Source organism: Amycolatopsis sp. NPDC058340 (assembly GCF_042723975.1).
Lineage (GTDB): Bacteria > Actinomycetota > Actinomycetes > Mycobacteriales > Pseudonocardiaceae > Amycolatopsis.
Genome location: NZ_JBHXIB010000044.1, coordinates 1 through 18,026, shown reverse-complemented (window position 1 = coordinate 18,026; position 18,026 = coordinate 1). Strand labels below are relative to the sequence as shown.

The following is an 18,026-nucleotide window of genomic DNA, read 5'->3' as shown; positions in this document are numbered from 1 at the left end:
AGCCACTTTCGCGACGTTGAAGGTTGTGAAAGTGGCTTTCGCGACGTCGGCGGGATTCGCGTCGGCATCGTCGCCCGAAGCTTCCTATTCGGACTTGGCTTCGTCGACGACGCGCTGGATCGCCCGGACGGCGAGGTCCGGCTGATCGACGTAGATGTAGTGCTCACTGTTCGCCGCGGTACTCAGATTGCTGCGGCCGGACAGCGCCAGCCACTTCCGCTGCCCCTCCGACCAGGCCTGCTCCAGGCCCGCGCCGTACTCGGGGACGGCCGTGAGGTACGGCTTGCCGTGCTGGATCACCTCGACCGGGATGTTCCCGGCCGGGCGGACTTCGGCGTCGGTGACCACCAGCTTCTCCGGGCTTTGCCCGGCGAACACCGCCAAGGTCTGCGCCCGCAGTTCGGCCGCCATCCCGGTGGCCGACTCCGGGATCCGCTGCCGCAGATCGGCTTCCTGGGTCGGCGAGGTGGCGTCCATCAGCACCAGGCCCTTGACCCGGTCCTGGTGGTCGGGGGAGTACCTGGCGGCGATCAGCCCGCCGAGTGAATGCCCGGCCAGGACGACCGGTTCGCCGCCGGCGACCTGGTCGAGCACGCCGGTGAGGATCTTCCCGGTGCTTTCGAAACTCTGCGGCCCGTCGGGCTGGTCGCTGGCGCCCGCGCCGAGCCGGTCGTAGGAACAGACCCGGCCTTGCGCGGCGAGGGTGTTCTGGAGCCCGCTCAGTTTCCCGAGGTCGTCGCCGCCGCCGTGCAGCAGCACGACGACCGGCCGCCCCTCGGCCGCGTTCCCCGCGCACGACACGTTCACCGAACGCTCGCCGACCTTGATCTTCTGTGTTCCGGTGAACGCGGATTCCGCTTCCGTGGCTTCGTCGCAGGCCGACAGTGCGACGCCTGCCACGGCGCAGCACAGCGCGATCAGAGCGGATGCCTTACGGGACATGGTGAACTCCTGGTACAGGGGAACGATTCACCTGGCACGCTACGGATCCGGCCGCCGGGAATCGTCACCATGCGGAGGACACCCGCGGGTAGCTCTCAAGGGGGACAAGGCGCGTCAGCGGTAGGCGCGCAGGAACACGTCCACCCCGTCGGCGAGGATCTCGAGGATCTCCGCCTTGCCCACCGTTCGGTCCTCGTCCGTCACGTCGAGGACCAGGCGCATGGTCAGTGCGACGAAATGCCGCATGGCGCGCCGCGGGTCGCTCGGCCGAAGCTTGCCGTCCGCCGCGAACTTCGCGAAGCGTTCCTCCATCATCCGTTCCGGTTGGTCGCGTGCGGCTTCCGGCAGCCGCGGCGCCACCGGGGCCTGGGAACTCAGCCGCCGGAACGTCGCGTAGTCCGAAGTCGGGAACATCCCGGTCGTCACCCGCCGCGCGAAACCGAGCAACGCGTCGCGGATGTCGCGGTCTTCGGTGAGTTCTTCGTCGATCGCCTTGCGCACGGTCGCGACCACCGCGTCGTTGGCCCGGCCGAGCACGGCGCGGAACAGGGTCTGCTTGTCGCCGAAGTGGTCGTAGACGGTGCGCTTGGACACCCCGGCCCGTGCGGAGATCGCGTCGACGCTGGTGAGTTCGTAGCCGTCCGACACGAACAACGCCTCGGCGGCGTCGAGGATCGCCGCCTGCTTGGCCTCGGCTCGCAGCCGACGGCCCGGTGTTCGCGCGGTCGCTCGCGGGGTCGCCATGTTCTCATCGTATTCTCAGCCGTAGAAAACTGCACCGTGTAGTGTAGTTTTTGAGGCGGGCGGACCGCCTTCCCCTGAAATCCCGCACAAGGAGTCCTTCATGCAGGAGAACAGGATCGGCGCAGGACCGCATACGAGGTGGAACGGGCGGCTCGCCGGCCTCGTCGCGGTCTTGGTGCTCGTCAACTTCATGGTCGACACGGCGATCACCGCGCCGTTGCTCGTCCTCCCGGAAATGCTCGACCATTTCGGCACCGATCAGACGGCGTGGCTCAACGCCAGCGCGATGCTGGCCGGCGTGATGTGGGCGCCGCTGCTCGGCAAGAGCGCCGACGTGCACGGCAAACGCAAGGTGCTCGTCCTGACCTTGCTGCTCAGTTGTGCGGGCGCGCTCGTCTGCGCGGTGGCCCCCAGTCTCTGGGTCTTCGTGCCCGGACGTCTGCTGCAAGGGGCGGCCGTCGCCGCCTTGTTCCTTTCCGTCGCGATCGTCCGCGAGATCTGCGCTCCCCGGATCGCGATGGTCGTGGTGGGCATCGTGACCTCCGGGTCCGCGGTGCTCAACATCGGTTCCCGGTTCCTCACCGAGGAACTGGCCGCCGAGTTCGGCTTCCAGATCTTGTTCGTCGTCTCGGCCGTCGTCGCGATCGCGATGGCGATCTGCGTGCGCGGCGTCATTCCCGAATCCGTGGTCAGGACACCGGGCCGGAGCGACGCCGGAGGGGCGCTGCTCCTCGGCGGTGGCCTGGCCGGGGTGCTCGCGTACGTCAGCCTCGGCTCGGAGTTCGGCTGGTTCGCCCTCGCCCCGATGCTCCTGCTCACCGGTGGGGTCGCCGCGTTGTCCCGGTGGCTCCTGGTTTCGAGCCGCAAGCCCGGCGCGCTGATCGACATCCGGAACATCGGGGCGCCCTTGGCGCTCACGTTGCTCGTGCTCGTGCTGAGCACCGGTTCGTATCAGAGCATGCTCCAGCTCATTCCCCTGGTCAGCGACGTCTCGGTGGATCAGGGCCTCGGGTACGGACTGGCGGGCCAAGGAGCGCTGGCGCTGCTGCTCGCGGCGCCCGGCGTCGGCGTCATGATCGGCGGTCCGGTCGCCGGTGTGCTCGCCACCCGCGTCGGGCCGGCGACGACACTGGCGGGCGGAATCGCACTCGGAACCGTGGGAACCGTCGGGATGTTCGCCGGTGTCTCGCAGTTCCCCGTCGCGGTGTTCTTCGCTTTCCTGCTGGGGTTCACGGTCGGCGCGCTCGGGACGTCCGGCTTCAACCTGGCGGGCAGCCTGGCTCCCGCCGAACGACAGGGCATCGTCTCCAGCCTGGTCATGGTCGTCGTCGCGATCGGTTCGGTGGTACTGGATTTCGTGGGCGCCGCGGTGCTCAAGTCGACCGCCGTGTCGGTCGGCGGCGAAACGGTGAACTCGGGCACGGGTGTCTTCAGCTACATCACGATCGCTTCCGTCGCCTTCGTGATGGCCGCGGTCCTCGTCGCCCTGCTGGTGCGGAAAACGCGCTCCGGCGACAAGACGCCGGCATTGGCGTCTCTCTGAGAGAAATGGGGAAACAAATGAAAGGCACGGTTCTGGTCTCCGGCGCGAGTATCGCGGGCCCCGCGGTCGCGTTCTGGCTGCGACGGCACGGATTCTCCGTGACGGTGGTGGAAAAAGCGGGCGGGCTGCGTGGCGGTGGCTATCCGATCGACGTCCGCGGCACGGCGCTGGAGGTGGCCAGCCGGATGGGAATCCTGCCGCGGCTCCGGGAAGCGCATATCGAGACGCGTTCGCTGACCTTCCTCGACGCCGAGGGCGGCGAGGTGACTTCGCTGAATCCGCAGACGGTGACCGGCGGGGTCGACGGGCACGACGTCGAGGTGCGGCGGGGCGATCTGGCGGAAATCCTGTACGGAGCCACCCGCGACGACGTGGAATACGTCTTCGGCGATTCGATCGAAACGCTCACCGGACACGAGCACGGTGTCGAAGTCGCCTTCCGCGGCGGAGCGCGGCGCGATTTCGACCTGGTGGTGGGAGCCGACGGACTGCACTCGCGCACCAGGGAGCTCGTTTTCGGCCCGGAGCACCGGTATCACCGCTATCTGGGATATTGCTTCGCCGGATTCACCATGCCCAACGAATTCGGCCTCTCGCGGGAAGGCGTGATCTGGAACGCGCCCGGCCGAGGGGCGGCGCTCTACGCGGTCAAGGGCAGCGACAAGGTGCACGGATTCCTGGTCGCCGCCCGCCCCGAGCCGCCGTACGAGGTACTCCGCGATCCTGGCGCGCAACGTGACCTCATCGCCGCGACCTTCGACGGCGACGGCTGGGAGATCCCCGCCATGATCGGCGCCCTGCGCGACGCGGACGACCTGTTCTTCGACACCGTCAGCCAGATCCACCTGCCGCGCTGGTCCCGGGGCCGGGTCGGTTTGGTGGGCGACGCCGCCTACGCGCCGTCGTTCCTGACCGGACAAGGCTCCAGCCTCGCGCTCGTCGGGGCGTACATGCTCGCCAGATCACTGGCCACCACCGGCGCTTTCGACGCCTACGAAAGGGAGACGCGGGAGTTCGTCGAACTGAACCAAGCGCAGGTCGGAGTGGGCGACGCGGCACTCTTCCCGGTCACCGCCGAAGCCCTGGCGCGTCGCGACAGCGCGCTTCGCGGCATGACCGCGTCGCCGCCGGACAGTGGGCGTCCGGCGCACACCACACTGGTGCTGCCCGATGTCATCGCGGAGTCACCGTAACGTCGGCGTCGCCGGGATCGGCGTCGTGGAGACGCTGACGGACTTCGGCGCTCTTGTTGGGGTAGCCGGCGTCGTCGTACACGGCGGTTGCTTCTTGCCAGCAGGTAATGGCTTCGTCGGTGCGGCCGAGTTGGTGGAGGCAGATCGCCAGAACGTCCAACGGATCGGCGACAGTGTTGTGACGGTTGAGTGGTGTGGTGTGGCCGAGGGCTATCGCGCCGCGGCACAAGGCGATGGCCTTGTCCGGATCGCCGAGTTGATGCCAGGTGCGCGCCAAGTGCGTCAACGCCCATGCTTCACCGGTGATGTCTCCGACTTGACGGCGTAGATCCAAGCCCCGTTCAGCATGCTCGAGTGCGACTTGAACGTGGCCTAGACCGAGGTGAGCAACGCTGAGGTTGCCTTCCACCACCGCCTCCCAACGTCCGGTATCGATTCCCTGACTCAGTGGCAAAGTGAGGTCGAGCCATCGCAAGGCTTCCTCGAACTGGCCCTGCCGCAGCAGCAACACCCCCTGAGCGTTGAATGCTTGCGTCTGAAGTTCGGGGTTTTCGAGTTGTCCGGCAAGCACTGCCGCGCGATCCAGGTCAGCGTGAGCCTGGTCCCACCAGCCGAGACCAGCGACTATTTCCTCGCGGCTGAGTAGGAGACGGGCTTCTTGTGCGCGGTTGCCAGCTCGGTTCGCTGCTGAGATCCCCGATTCGTACGCATCGATCGATTCATGCGGGCTTCCTGCAGAGCCGAGAAAGCGACATGCGCGTGCGAGGGGGATGGTGTGGTGGTCGAGCCGGCGGCGAGCAGAATGCTGGAGTGCGGCCAGGATATTGGCGCGTTCGGTGGTGAGCCAGGTCCATGCCTCGTCTAGATCGCCGAGGGTATGTGGGTGGTCAGGAACTGCCACGGCTTTAGGTATTCGCGAGATCAAGGGATAGAGGTGATGGTCGGCGGTGCGAGCCGTATGGGTGTAGAACGTCAGCACGGCTTCCACTGCCCGGTCCCGCTCTTCGTCGGTGTCGTAGCGGCGAGCCTGATCGGCAGCGTAGGCGCGTAGTAGGTCGTGAAACCGGTATCGGCCGCCGGCGGTGGGTTCGATCAGATGCGCGTCGGCCAGCGCGGCCAGCAGGGGACGGGTGTCCGCAGGCGGCAGCTCGGCGAGCGCGGCGGCCGCGGGCAGGGACATGTCGGGGCCGGGGTGCAGGCCGAGGCGCCGGAACAGACGTGCCTGCTCCGGCGGAAGCCGACGGTAGGACCAGTCGAATACCGCGCGGACCGCGGCCCGCTCGTCGGCGAACTCGCTCAGGACGTCGAGACGAGTGTGGTCGTCCGCCAGCTCTGTGACGACGTCGGCGACTCTCAGATGCGGATGGGCGGCGGCACGGCTGGCCGCGACCCGCAGTGCCAGCGGCAACCGTGCGCACAGTCGGATCAGCTCTGCGACAGCGTCAGGTTCGGTGGCGGCTCGCTCGACGCCGAGAATGCCGGTCACCAAGTCGAGTGCTTCGGATGGAGCGAGCAGGTCGAGGGTGAGGCGGTGGGCGGCGTCGGTGACGACGAGCCCGGTGAGGCTGTCGCGACTGGTGACCAGCACCATGCAGCCCGCTGTGCCGGGCAGTAGAGGCCGGATCTGTTCCGCGCTGTGGGCGTTGTCCAACACCAGGAGGGTGCGTTTACCCGCGAGCAGGGAGCGCAGCAAGGCCGCCTGCGCGTCGACGTCGGCAGGGATAGCACGTGCTGCGACACCCAGCGCCCGCAAGAACCCGCTGAGGGCTTCGCCCGCGGTGACCGGAGTTCCAGGACCGTACCCACGCAGGTTCACATGCAGTGTGCCATCGGGGAATCGATCCTGTATTCGATGGGCCCAGTGGAGCGCAAGAGTGGTCTTGCCCATTCCGCCCGCGCCGTCGACCGCGGTGATCACCACTGAACGCGGTCGCTCGTCGTACTGGTCGGGCTCGGGCGGGATCAATGCGTCGAGTGCTGCCAAGTGCTCCGCCCGCCCGGTGAAATCCCGCACCGATCCCGGAAGCTGTCGGGGAACAACTCTTCCCGGAGCCGCACTCGGACGTCCCGGACGCGACGTTCGATGGGCTGCCCTCGCCCGATCCGAGGCGGCCGGGTAGGGATGATCGGGCAGGGTGATCCAGCCGTTCGTGACGATTTCCTTGACCTCGACCGATACGGCCCGCCAAGTCGCGGGCGCGGCGCCGGGGGTATGGCGGACGACATCGTCGAACAACCAGTCAGACGCGATCACCGCCAATACGCCGGGCGAGGCGGCGAGCGCGATCTTCAGCGGCGGGGCGTCGCACAGTCGGAACGCTAGCGTCAACGAAGACGATGTGACACCGTGCTCGTCGTATCCGACTTCCCCGGCGTGCAAGGCGATCCGCAACCGAATTCGCTGTGTGTCCGGGTGAGTGTCGTTGTGCACCCGAAGACGCGTCACCAAAGTTGGTAGCACCGTCTCGACGAACACCGCTTTGTCGACTTCACCTGGTACGAGTACCAGTACCGCGTCTCCGCGGTCTTCGTGGTAGCAGTCGCTCCACACCACGCCAGCAGAACCGAAAGCGGATTCTATGGCCTTGTAGAGACCGTCGCGCACCGCTCGTTGGTGTGGTCCTGTCCGACGTCGATCCCCGAAGCCCTCTACGTCGGCCACCACGATCAAGTGGTGCTGCGAACCGCGCTTCGCCACCATCGCTGCTCCCTCCCCGGCCCTCAGGTCAAGGGTCTCAGGAACGCGGTGTGCGGTTAACCACTAGCGCGGCGGAGTCACCGTAACGTCGGCGTCGCCGGGATCGAGTCACGGTCGACGGAAAAGACGGTGAGGAAATAGTTCGCCGTAGCGCAGTTGACGTTCTCCCCGCCGGTGAGCTCCGCGGTCAGCGTGTCGCGCTCGATGGTCAGTTCGGCGCCGTCCTCGGCACAGCCGGGCTTGACGAACGCGAAAGCGCGCCGATCGGCCGCCGGTGCGAACGACAAAGCGGCACGGACTTCGCCGGGGTTCGAGCTCTTGGCGCGTTCCAGTGTGCGCTGGAACTCCTGTCCCTCGGCCGTTCCCAGCTCCGCGGCCTTCGGGCCCGCCGGCAGGGGAGCCGAGCCGAGTTCCACGAAGGCCTCCAGCCTCACCTGGCCCGTGCCGAAACCACATCCCGTCAGGACCAGGAGAAGACACGCTGCGATCCATCTCATGTGCCGAGGACGGAGCGGGCGGGTGTTCCGGTTGCGTCGCCTCGGTCTCGAACCACTGCCGCCTGGCTCAGCCTTGCCCGGAAAGACGTCCGCGCCGGAAAGGTTCGACGCCGACGACATGGCGGATCCGGGTCGGTTCGACGAGAACCTTCACCCGCCGTTCTCCCGGGATCCGCCATTCGAACCGGTCGGTGCCGACGTATTTCTTCGCCAGCCGGTCCATGCAGCGATCCGCCTCGTCGCCTTCCACGAACTCGACGGCCCGGCCGTGGATCACGACGCGGTCGTAGGGATCCGTCGTGTCCAGGCAGGACAACGACACGCGCGGATCGCGGCGCAGGTTCTCCTCCTTCACCCGGCCGATGGCCGTGTTGAACACGATGAGGTCGCCTTCGACGTCGATCCACATGGGGGAGACCTGAGGCGAACCGTCCTGGTTCACCGTGGCCAGATGCCAGAAGTTCGGTGCCGCGACCCAGTCGCGGATCTGCTCGCTCAGCTCGGCCACGCGGCCCTCCAATGATTCGCGATCAGGACGACGATTGTCGCGTGACCGGCCGCGGATGTCACCGGCTATTGACAGCCATGACAGTATTTTTCCAACTAGATGACTAGTGCGTTGCCCGGGTGCGGTCGAGCGGACGGCGGCCAGGGGCGGCGCCTCTGGGGAGAGGAACTGTGCATGCAGCCGACCCGCCGTATCCCGTTCGTCCTCGCGCTCGGCGCCGCGGCGGGGCTCGCGTTCGCACCACCGGCCCTCGCGGAGCCGGTGTCCGGTGACGACTACTACCAGGACGCGCTGGGCAAGACCGGCCCCGAACTCAAGGCCGCGCTGCACAAGATCATCAGCACCGGCACCAAACTCACGTACGAACAGGTGTGGGACGGGATCAGGGCCACCGACGAGGATCCCGCCAACAAGGCGAACGTCGTGCTGCTCTACAGCGGCCGTTCGCAGGCGAAGACCGCCAACGGCGGGGGAGTCGACGACTGGAACCGGGAACATGTCTGGGCCAAGTCGCACGGGGACTTCGGCACGGCCGTCGGGCCGGGCACCGACCTGCATCACTTGCGCGCGGAGGACGCCTCGGTCAACAGCACTCGCGGGAACAAGGACTTCGACGCCGGCGGCTCGCCGGTCGAGGAGGCTCCGGGGAACCTGACCGACGACGACTCGTTCGAGCCGCGGGACGCGGTCAAAGGCGACGTGGCGCGCATGATCCTGTACATGGGCGTCCGTTACGACGGTACCGACGGCTTTCCCGATCTCGAACCCAACGACGCCGTCGACAACGGCTCCAAGCCCAACATCGGCAGGATCTCGGTGCTGCTGAGCTGGCACGGCCAGGACCCGCCCGACGCCACCGAGCAGCGCCGGAACCAGGTCATCCACGACCAGTTCCAGCACAACCGCAACCCGTTCATCGACCATCCGGAATGGGCGGCCTCCATCTACGGCTAGCGGGTGATCTTCCGGAAGAAGCACACGCGGTCCTGGCCGGGACCGTCGTAGCCGGTGTGCACGGGAAGACCGTCGATCACCCGGTCGCCGGTTTCGAGCGTGAACCCCATGGCGCGATGGAACGCGATGGATCCGGTGTTCCCCGGTGAGGTGATCGCGCGGACTTCCGTGCGGCCCGCCTCGGCGGCGCGCCGGAAGAAGGTCGTGTACAGGTGACGCGCCGTCCCTTGCCCGCGCAGTTCCGGGTCCACGCCGACGAAATGGATGTACGCCTCGACGTCGTTGCCGGGGGCGTGGAACCCGATGAGGAACGCCCTGATGCCGGCGTCGTCTTCCAGGACCAGGCTCGTGCCGGAGAAGAACTGGAGGAACAGCTTGGGGAGCAGCAGCGAGAGCTCGCGTGCCTCGGCGGGGGTGCGCGAGTCGCCCCACCATCGCTGGACACGGTCGACGATCGCGCTGTGGTCGGAGACGTCGGCTCGGCGCGGTTCCGGCATGTCGTTCTCCTCCCGGGGCCGGATGATCTTCGTTCTATCATCGTCCAGCCGTTCGTTCACCGCCGAGCCGCCAGGCGCTCGGTGAGGAAGGCGAGGATCTCGTCCCTGGCCCGCACCGTGGGATGGCCTTCGGCGTCGACGAGGTGGGCGGTGACGACGCTGTGCGGCGTGCCGACCACGTCACGGAAGAACGGTGGCGGGTCGGTGTTCGCGGCGCTGTCCGGCAGGACACGCCCGTCGAAGGCGTCACCGAGGAGGGCCCGGTAGGCGGCGAACCGCTGTCCGGTGCACCATCGGTCGCCCTCGAAGCGGTAGGCGAGCACCTTCAGGCCGTCGCGCGAGATCCGGTCCCGGAGCGTGGCCGCGTCCTCGTCGCCGAGTTCGAGGCCGCCGGGGTCGTCCAGCGGCAGTGACGGGTGGTTGACCACGGGGGCGATGACGGCGGGTTCGAGTGCCATGGTGAGCGCGAAGTTGCCGGTGAAGCACAGCCCGATCGCGCCCACTCCGGGGCCGCCGCATTCCGCGTGGGCGATCCGCGCGAGTCCCCGCAGCCACCGGGTGACGGGGCTGGTGCCACCGCCGGCGAACGCCCGGAATTCGGCGCTGACGCAGGCACGGCGGACCACTTCCTCGCCGGCCTCGGCGGCGGGATAGGCGCCGTCGACGCCGAAGAGCGAGGGGACGTAGACGGTGAACCCGGCGTCCCGCACCCACCGCGCGAACCGGAGGACGTCGGGACTGATGCCGGGCATCTCCGGCATCAGCACCACGCCGGGTCCGGAACCCGCGACGTGAACCGTCTTCGTCACGCCGTCCACCTCCGGCCGGCGGTGGGAGAAATCGGCGATCGCGTCGTCCAGGTGTTCGCTCATGACCGCAGCTTCGACCAGCGCGGCCGCCGGGGGAATGGGCCGGATCGCCGGATACCGGGGTAATCTCGCCACGTGTTGCGAGTCGGTGTCCTGGCGTACCCGGGCTGTTTCGCGTCCGAAGTGTTCGGTGTTCCCGACCTGCTCACCATGGCCGCGTACGTCGCGGGTCCGGACCAGGCCGGGTACGAGGTCTCCGTCGTCTCGCCCCGCCGCCGGGTCGTCGCGTCGGGCGGTGTCACGTTGACCGTCTCGCCGCTGCGCGAGGTCGACGTCCTCGTCGTACCGGGATTCGAGCACGCGCCCGGCCAGGACGTCGACGCGAAACTGGCGAACCTCGCGGGAGAGATCGAAGCGATCCGTTCCCACTCGGCCGCGGGTGACGTCGTGGTGTCGATCTGCGTCGGAGCGTTCCTGCTCGCCGAGGCCGGGCTCCTCGACCGTCGCCGCGCCACCACCTCGTGGCTCTTCGCGGACGAGCTGGCTCGGCGTCGTCCTGAAGCCCGTGTCCAGCCTGAGCACCTCGTCGTCACCGACAGGGGAGTCACGACGACGGCGGCTTTCAGCGCCATGTACGACTTCGCGCTCGGACTGATCCGGGAACACAGCGGCGCCGACGTGGCACGGACGACGGCGCGGGTGGCGCTGGTCGACGACGCGCGGTCTTCGCAGACGCCTTACGTCGACGCGCGGCTGCTTCCTCGGCCTGGCAACGGGTTCGCCCGCCCGGTGATGCGCTGGCTCGACCAGAACCTGGCCGCCCGGTACGACCTCGCCGCCCTCGCCGGACGGTTCAACGTCAGCACCCGGACGATGTTGCGGCGGTTCGCGGAGGAAGCCGGGCAGAGCCCGCTCGAATACCTGCAGTCCTCCCGGGTCCGGCGCGCCCGCCACCTCCTGGAGACGACGGACCGCACGGTCGCCGGAATCTGTGCCGCCGTCGGCTACCGGGACCCGGGGACGTTCGCCGCCCTTTTCGCGAAGCACACGGGACAGCGGCCAAGGGACTATCGCGCCGCCTTCCGCCGCGACGCGATTCAGTGATTTTCCCATTACCTGCCGACCCGCAACGGAAATGATTTCACGAGTTAACCTGCTGGAATTAAAGATCATCTTTCCGTCCTGTAGAATCCCCATTCGGGGTGATGATCTTCGGTGCGGCTTTCTGCCGCCGGGATCATCTGTTGAGTGACGATGGGGTTTCTCGAGCAATCCGTGGCGCGTTCGCCGGATTCTCGAACCGCGACGATGGGGGTTCCACAAGTGAGCAGTGTCGAGCTGGCCAGACCGCCGAAGGTGGCGGGTCCGGGCCGCGCCGGAAACCGGCTGAGACAGGGCGGCGCGCCGCCGTCCCGACGGGGTTTCCCGGCATTCGCGGGAGCCTTCGCGGCGGTCGTCGCCGGCACGGTGTTGATCGCCGTCCACGCGAGTTTCTACGGCAACTGGATGATCGACGACGCGGCCATCACGTTCGCGTATTCCCGGAACCTCGCCGACGGCTTCGGGCCGGTGTTGCAGCCGGGGGTGGAACCCGTCGAGGGTTTCTCGAACCCGTTGTGGATGGTGCTGCTGGCACTCGGCAAACTGCTCGGCCTGTTCGACAGCGGCACGATCTTCGGCATTCCCGACTACGTCCTGTTCCCCAAGGGGCTGGCGCTGCTCTGCTGCGCGGCCATCCTGGTGCTGGTGTACGTCGCGGCGAAACGCGTGACATCGCGGCCTGCCCTGGTCACCCTGATCGCCGGCGCGGCGCTCGCGGCAAACCCCTCGTTCGTCATCTGGTGCTTCTCCGGTCTGGAGAACTCCGTCTACGCGCTCACGGCCACCGCGCTCGCCGTGGTCATCCTGTGCGGCGTCGATTCCGGCACGCTCCTGACCGCGAAGATCGCCGTGCCGGCGGGAGCGCTCGCCGCCCTCGCCGGGCTGAGCCGTCCGGACGGGGTCATCTACGCGGCCGCGTTCCCGATCGTGGTCGCGCTGTTCACCCGCCGCGGCGGCGTGCCCGCCGCCATCCGCGCGGTACTGCTGTCCGCGGCCGGGTTCGTCGTTCCCTTCGGCGGCTACCTGCTCTTCCGCTGGATCGAGTACGGGCGCCTGCTGCCCAACACCGCGGTCGCCAAGGCGCAGCCGCTGCCGACCGTCAACGACATCGCCAAGGCCGGAGCGGTCCTCCAGTACGCGGGCTGGTTGCTGGTCGCGGTTGCGGTGGTCTGCCTCGCGCTGGTGATGCAGAAACCGTCCAAGCTCCGCGCGGCGATGGTCGCGCTGCTGGTCCCGTTCGCCTTGTCGGTGATCGCCTTCTGTGTCCTGCAAGCCGACTGGATGGGGCAGTTGCGGTTCGCCACCCCGATCTGGTCGCTCGGCACGCTCGGCGGCACGATCGTGATCGTCGAAACCCTGCGCCGGGCACGCGTCCGGGGCCGTGTCCTGCTGGCGATCACGCTCGTCGTCGCGGCGGCGTCGTCGGTGAGCGGCTTCCACACCCAGGGCAAGAACTACCGCGACACACCGAAAACGCCGTTCTGCAGCGTCGTCGAGCGCGACGCGATGGTGACCAATGGCGTGGCGGATCTGTTGAAGCTGCCCGATTCCGCGAAGATCGGGGTGATCGACCTCGGCGGGATGGCGCTGGTCAGCAGGCTCCAGGTGATCGACCTCGCCGGGCTCGCCGACCGCGTCATCGCCGACTATCTCCGCACCGCCGATTTCGCCGGAGAACGCCGCTACGTCTTCGACGTGGCCCGGCCGGAGCTGATCTCGCTCATCGGCACCTGGGACACCACACTCGGTTTCGCGCAGGACCCGCGGTTCGAGCAGGAGTACGAGGTGCTCTACCGCAGCCCGCGGGGCCCGGCGGCGTTCGGCGACGTCGGGGTCTGGGTGCGCAAGGATCTCGTGCGGGATCCCGCTCTTCTCGCCGCGGCGCGGAACTACGTCACCACCGAGACCCAGAAGGTCGTCGCGGTCAACTCGGTCGCGCATCTGCGCTCGTGCGGCGACATTCTGCGTCCGGGCCAGACGCCGGGGTCCTGATGTTCCGTGAAGGCCTCCTTGAGGGACCCAGGGTCCCTCAAGGAGGCCTTCACGGACCTACCACCCTCAGCAGCTGATGTACGGGTTCACCCAGTCGCCCCAGTCCCCGGCGGAGCCGTCGCCGGCGTCGTCGACGGCGAGTACGAGCACCTGCACGCCAGTCAGCGGCACGACGAGACGCTGCGCGGCGTCCCCGTGCCGCATGTTCCCCGTCGCCTCCAGTTCGACGCCGTCACCGAGCACCCGGAACCCGAGCGTCCCGTTCGGCCCGCGATCGTCGATACCCACGGTCGCGGTGAACTGCTTGCATTTGCCGCCGAGGTAGTACCGCACGACCGAAGGCGCGTGCGCGCCCAGCCCGCCGCGCGTTTCGACCTTGCCGTTGATGGTGAACGGATGGCCGTTGTCGACGCTGTCCCGCTCGACCGGTCCGAGGCCGTTCTCCGTGGAGATCCACGGAAGCGTGCTGAGCAATCCGTTGGTGTAAGGCGGGTTCGGCGCGAGCATGAGCGGCGACTCGGCCGACGCGGTCGCGGTCCGCGGGCCCTGCGCCGTCGTGTACGTCACCGTGGCCGGCATCTTGAACGGCTCGGTTGCGGTCGAAACCGGACGCAGTGTCACCGCGGTCTCCCAGGTGTCACCGGGTTCGACGGTCTCGGTGGTCGCTTCCGCGGGGCCGTCGAACCGCCATTGCGCGGGCGCGGTCAAGCGCAGGTGTGCTCCGGTGACCGGCGTCGTGCCGGAGTTGGTGAACCTGACCGTGGTGGTCACCGGCTGCGACGGCGGCACCGAGTCGGGCAGGTCGACGGTCAGCGACGTCCGCGGCGCGGCGGTCACGTTCGACGGCCACACCCGCAGCACGGTGGCGGCGTGCCGCCCGACGATGCCGCCGAGCGCGCCGGTCGTCACGGTCTCGTCGCCCGTCCACAGATCGCGCACGCGATACCCGGACGCGGCGGGGAGCCCGGCGTCGGCGACGGAGGTGGTGATCGGCGCGGCCAGCTCGCCGCGGTTGAACAGCACCAGGACGGCCGAGCCGTCGGACATCGGCTTCGTCCACACCTCGGTCCAGCCCGTGTCGCGGACCTTGTGCCCGGCGACACCCGCCCAATCCTGCTGGACGGCGATGATGTCGCGGTTGCTCATCTCGGCGGCCGGGAGCGTGGTGTCGGCCGTCAGCGCCATGTCGGCGACCAGCGGCGCGTTGAGCACGGCCCACAGCCCGAGTTTCGCTTGGCGCTCAGCGGTGTCGAGGTAGCTGAAGGTGAACGAGCCCGGCATGTTCCAGCCGCCCGGTCCTTTGTAGCCGTCGAGCCCGTACTGCTCGTCGAGACTGCCCGTCGAGTAGCCGAAGGTGAAGGTCGCGTTCTTGTAGGTGCGCCACACCTGCGCGCCCGCCGCCCGCGCCCACAGCCACGGCTTCTGGTCGCGGTCGTAGTCGTCGACTTCGAGGGTGATCGGACGGCCGGTGCGCTTGATCGCGTCCGCCATCTTCCTGACCCGCGCGGGTGCGTCACCGTTGACGCTGTAGCAAGTGTCGTAGCGCAGGTAATCCGCGCCCCAGTCGGCGAAGGTCCGGGCGTCGAGGTCTTCGTGGTCGAGCGAGCCCGCCGCCTGGCGGCTGCAGGTCGTCGCGCCCGTGCCGCTGTAGAAACCGATCTTGAGCCCGCGCGAGTGCACGTAGTCCACCAGCGCCGGGATGCCCGACGGGAAACTGGCGCGGGCGGTGAGCTTGCCGTCGGCGTCGCGCTGGGCCGCCTGCCAGCAGTCGCCGAGCATGACGTACTCGTACCCGGCGTCACGCAGCCCCGAGCTCACCAGCTGATCCGCCGCGGCCTTCACGGCGTTCTCGCCGTACTGGTAGACGCAGTAGGGATCCCCGGTCGCCCAGGTGATCCCCAGCGGGGGTCTTTCGCCGGTGACCGGATCGGACGGCGTATCGGCCCACGCGGGGACGGCTGTCGCGGTCAGGAAAAGGGCGCAGAGAAGCACGAAGAGTCGTCGCATTGTTCCCCTCCGGAAAAGCAGACAAGACTCCCAGCATCGTCTCGCGCCGCGACCCAGGTCAAGAGGGGTTTTTTGCCCTAGCGCGCCGGAGCGGAGAGCTGTTCCGCCGTGCCGTCGGGCGCGGCAGGCGCCGGTGGCCGCCTGCGTTCGGCCAGCAGCCCGCAGACCGCGCCGACGAGCACGGCGGCGATCGGCAGGACCATCGCGCCGTGCATGGCCGCGACGTAACCGCCGGAGAACACCTCGTTCGCCGCCGCCGTGATCTGCTTGGCGACGGCCGGGGTGGCCCCGCTCGGGACCGGCACGGCGGTGCCCGCCTGCAGATCGGCGAAGTCCAGGCCGCTGCCGGTGGCGCGCCGTACTCCGTCGACGAATTCCCCGCGCACCTCGGGAGGCAGCGTCGCGGCCACCGACTCGGCGCGTGTCACCAGGTTGCCGACGAGCTGATTCTGCAGCAGCACACCGAAACCGGCGGTGCCGAGCACCGCGCCGATCTGCCTCGTCGCGTTCAGCACGCCGGCCGCCGAACCCGCCATCATCGGCTGCACGTCGTACATGGCCACCGTGGTCAGCGGTGCGAACGTGGCGCCGAGGCCCAGCCCCATCACGACCATCGCGGGCAGCAACGTCCACACCGTACTGTCCACAGTGGACATCACGGAGAAGATCAGCAGGCCGAGGCCGAACAGCAGCAGGCCGGTGACGACGATCGGCTTGCCGCCGACCTTGTCGCTGAGCCTGCCCGCGTACGGGCCGAGCACCACGGAGATCGCCGACATCGGCAGGCTGATCATGCCCGCGGCCAGCGCCGAGAAGCCCAGCACCGACTGCGCGTAGAGCTGGAAGCCGATCGCCATGCTCATGATGCCGACCGACAATCCGATGGCACTGGCGTTCATCAGGCTGAAGTTGCGGTTGGTCAGCAGCGCGAACGGCACCATGGGCGCCCGCGTGCCGGGCCTGCGCTGGGTGAAGCCGAACGCGACCAGCAGTGCCACGCCCAGCACCAGCAGCAGCGGGATGCTCACGAAGGACCAGACCGTCCCCCAGCCGTAGCGCTGGCCCTCCTGGAGGCCGAACGCCAAGCAGGACAGGCCGAGGATCACCAGCACCGCGCCGGGCACGTCGAACCGGCCGGTCCTCGGCGGCTTGGCCCCCGCCGGGATGATCATCGGTGCGAACACCAGGATCAGGATGCCCAGCGGCACGTTGACGGTGAAGATCCAGCGCCAGTCGAGCGCGCCGACGAGGAAGCCACCCAGCGGCGGCCCGGTGATGGTGGCGACGCCGGCCACCGCGCCCCAGACGCCCAGCGCGGTTCCGCGCCGCTCCGGCGGGAAGACGCTCATGATGATCGACATCGTCTGCGGGATCAGCAAAGCGGCGCCGAGGCCTTGCAGCGTACGGGCCGCGATGAGCTGGCCGGGGTCCCGCGCCAGCGCGCACAGCAGGGACGCGAGCGTGAACACCGCGACCCCGGCGAGGTAGACGCCGCGTTTCCCGAACAGGTCGCCGAGCCTGCCGCCGGTGATCAGGAAGACCGCCAGCACCAGGACGTAGGAGTTGCTGACCCAGAGCACCTCGTTGTAGGACGTGCCCAGCCGCTCGACGATGTTCGGGATCGCGACGCCGACGACCGTCGTGTCGAGCAAGGTCATGAAGAATCCGAGACAAAGGGCCACGAGCACGGCCCAGGGATTTCCCCGCAGTTTTCTCATCCGTCCGCTTTCTTTTCGGTCGGCTGTTCGCCGGGCCGCCAGTCCAGGCGGCCCTCGTGGATGTCCTCGACGATCGCGCGCGTCAGGTCCAGGTCGGCGCGCAGATGTGCTTGCAGGTGCCGGATCTCGACGATGTCGATCGCCGCCACGCCGCGTTTGACCAGCGCGTCGCTCCCCGCCGTCGCCGACGCCAGCGACGCCTCCAGCAGCACGGCCCGATGCTCCAGCCGCGCGACCGCGTCCTCCTTGGAGAGCATCGACATGAAGGCGAGCGCGGCGCAGTAGGTCGGGTACTCCGGCTGGAGCGTGGACAGCAGCTCCCGTAGCCGTTCGAGGGCGACTTCGCGTCCTTCGTCGGTGATCGCGTAGACCGTCCGCTCCGGGCGCTTGCCCTCCCGGGTGGTCTCGACCATTTCGATCAGCGCGGCCTTCGTGAGCACGTCGAACGCGTGATAGAGCGCGCCGTGGGTGACCTTGATCAAGTGATCGAGTCCTTGTTCCCGCAAGCGCTGCCGGACTTCGTAGGGGTGCTGGGGTTGCTGGCTGAGCAGTCGCAGCACGGCCAGCCCGAGGATGGTGAGGGTTCGCATGGATGCTTCTCCGATCGAGTCCAATCAGTATAGTCCAAAAAGACTATTTGGCCTCAAGGGGGTAGGCGGCCAGGGCGCGGGCGGCCTCAAGGGTGTGTCTCGCCACTGGCGACATCGAGCCGTTCTCGGGCTCTGAACTGCGCAAACGTGCGTAAGTCCTGCGTCCTGGCGCCGCAACCTGGGCCGCGCGGCCGTGTTGCGAAAGCCACTTTCGCAACGTTGAAGGTTGCGAA

At 68.3% G+C, this 18,026-nt stretch carries 15 protein-coding genes; 5 read left to right on the top strand and 10 right to left on the bottom strand.

Annotation, left to right across the window (positions count from 1 at the left end):
* Positions 1-84: 84 nt before the first annotated feature.
* Positions 85-942 carry an alpha/beta fold hydrolase gene (locus ACFWIW_RS32785; RefSeq protein WP_378372021.1) on the bottom strand — a complete coding sequence of 286 codons (858 nt, stop codon included), beginning with the start codon at positions 940-942 and terminating at the stop codon, positions 85-87.
* A gap of 114 nt (positions 943-1,056) precedes the next feature.
* A complete protein-coding gene (locus tag ACFWIW_RS32780) occupies positions 1,057-1,686 on the bottom strand; it encodes a TetR/AcrR family transcriptional regulator (protein ID WP_378372020.1) in 630 nt (209 codons plus the stop codon).
* A 100-nt stretch (positions 1,687-1,786) separates the two neighbouring features.
* Between ACFWIW_RS32780 and ACFWIW_RS32775 the strand changes: the two genes are divergently transcribed.
* Positions 1,787-3,229: an MFS transporter gene (locus ACFWIW_RS32775; RefSeq protein WP_378372019.1), complete on the top strand. Its 1,443-nt coding sequence runs from the start codon at positions 1,787-1,789 to the stop codon at positions 3,227-3,229.
* Between the two features lie 17 nt (positions 3,230-3,246).
* Positions 3,247-4,422 carry an FAD-dependent oxidoreductase gene (locus ACFWIW_RS32770; protein ID WP_378372018.1) on the top strand — a complete coding sequence of 392 codons (1,176 nt, stop codon included), beginning with the start codon at positions 3,247-3,249 and terminating at the stop codon, positions 4,420-4,422.
* Here ACFWIW_RS32770 and ACFWIW_RS32765 read toward each other — a convergent pair.
* From ACFWIW_RS32765 to ACFWIW_RS32755, 3 genes are all read right to left on the bottom strand, one after another.
* Positions 4,403-7,123 (bottom strand): ATP-binding protein, encoded by a 2,721-nt coding sequence (locus ACFWIW_RS32765; protein ID WP_378372017.1) that lies wholly within the window; start codon positions 7,121-7,123, stop codon positions 4,403-4,405. The two genes, ACFWIW_RS32770 and ACFWIW_RS32765, sit on opposite strands and share 20 nt — an antisense overlap.
* A 74-nt stretch (positions 7,124-7,197) precedes the next feature.
* Positions 7,198-7,617: a hypothetical protein gene (locus ACFWIW_RS32760; RefSeq protein ID WP_378372016.1), complete on the bottom strand. Its 420-nt coding sequence runs from the start codon at positions 7,615-7,617 to the stop codon at positions 7,198-7,200.
* Between the two features lie 67 nt (positions 7,618-7,684).
* On the bottom strand, positions 7,685-8,125 hold the full coding sequence (locus tag ACFWIW_RS32755; RefSeq protein ID WP_378372015.1) for a PPOX class F420-dependent oxidoreductase: 441 nt from the start codon (positions 8,123-8,125) through the stop codon (positions 7,685-7,687).
* A 174-nt stretch (positions 8,126-8,299) separates the two neighbouring features.
* Between ACFWIW_RS32755 and ACFWIW_RS32750 the strand changes: the two genes are divergently transcribed.
* Positions 8,300-9,079 (top strand): endonuclease I family protein, encoded by a 780-nt coding sequence (locus ACFWIW_RS32750; protein WP_378372014.1) that lies wholly within the window; start codon positions 8,300-8,302, stop codon positions 9,077-9,079.
* Here ACFWIW_RS32750 and ACFWIW_RS32745 read toward each other — a convergent pair.
* Both ACFWIW_RS32745 and ACFWIW_RS32740 read right to left on the bottom strand, forming a co-directional pair.
* A complete protein-coding gene (locus ACFWIW_RS32745; protein WP_378372013.1) occupies positions 9,076-9,576 on the bottom strand; it encodes a GNAT family N-acetyltransferase in 501 nt (166 codons plus the stop codon). The genes ACFWIW_RS32750 and ACFWIW_RS32745 overlap by 4 nt on opposite strands.
* 56 nt (positions 9,577-9,632) lie before the next feature.
* The gene (locus tag ACFWIW_RS32740) at positions 9,633-10,448 is read right to left on the bottom strand and encodes a dienelactone hydrolase family protein (RefSeq protein ID WP_378372012.1); all 816 of its coding nucleotides are present in this window, start codon (positions 10,446-10,448) and stop codon (positions 9,633-9,635) included.
* Positions 10,449-10,520: 72 nt separating this feature from the next.
* Here ACFWIW_RS32740 and ACFWIW_RS32735 point away from each other — a divergent pair, with 72 nt between their 5' ends.
* Positions 10,521-11,489, top strand: a complete 969-nt coding sequence (locus tag ACFWIW_RS32735; protein ID WP_378372011.1) for a GlxA family transcriptional regulator — start codon at positions 10,521-10,523, stop codon at positions 11,487-11,489.
* 219 nt (positions 11,490-11,708) lie between these two features.
* Positions 11,709-13,478 carry a hypothetical protein gene (locus ACFWIW_RS32730; RefSeq protein WP_378372010.1) on the top strand — a complete coding sequence of 590 codons (1,770 nt, stop codon included), beginning with the start codon at positions 11,709-11,711 and terminating at the stop codon, positions 13,476-13,478.
* Between the two features lie 66 nt (positions 13,479-13,544).
* Here ACFWIW_RS32730 and ACFWIW_RS32725 read toward each other — a convergent pair whose 3' ends face one another.
* From ACFWIW_RS32725 to ACFWIW_RS32715, 3 genes are all read right to left on the bottom strand, one after another.
* Positions 13,545-15,485 carry an NPCBM/NEW2 domain-containing protein gene (locus tag ACFWIW_RS32725; protein ID WP_378372009.1) on the bottom strand — a complete coding sequence of 647 codons (1,941 nt, stop codon included), beginning with the start codon at positions 15,483-15,485 and terminating at the stop codon, positions 13,545-13,547.
* 77 nt (positions 15,486-15,562) lie between these two features.
* Positions 15,563-17,203 (bottom strand): DHA2 family efflux MFS transporter permease subunit, encoded by a 1,641-nt coding sequence (locus tag ACFWIW_RS32720; RefSeq protein ID WP_378372008.1) that lies wholly within the window; start codon positions 17,201-17,203, stop codon positions 15,563-15,565.
* Positions 17,200-17,793 (bottom strand): PadR family transcriptional regulator, encoded by a 594-nt coding sequence (locus tag ACFWIW_RS32715; RefSeq protein ID WP_378372007.1) that lies wholly within the window; start codon positions 17,791-17,793, stop codon positions 17,200-17,202. The genes ACFWIW_RS32720 and ACFWIW_RS32715 overlap by 4 nt, the downstream gene beginning before the upstream one ends.
* Between the last annotated feature and the right edge of the window lie 233 nt (positions 17,794-18,026).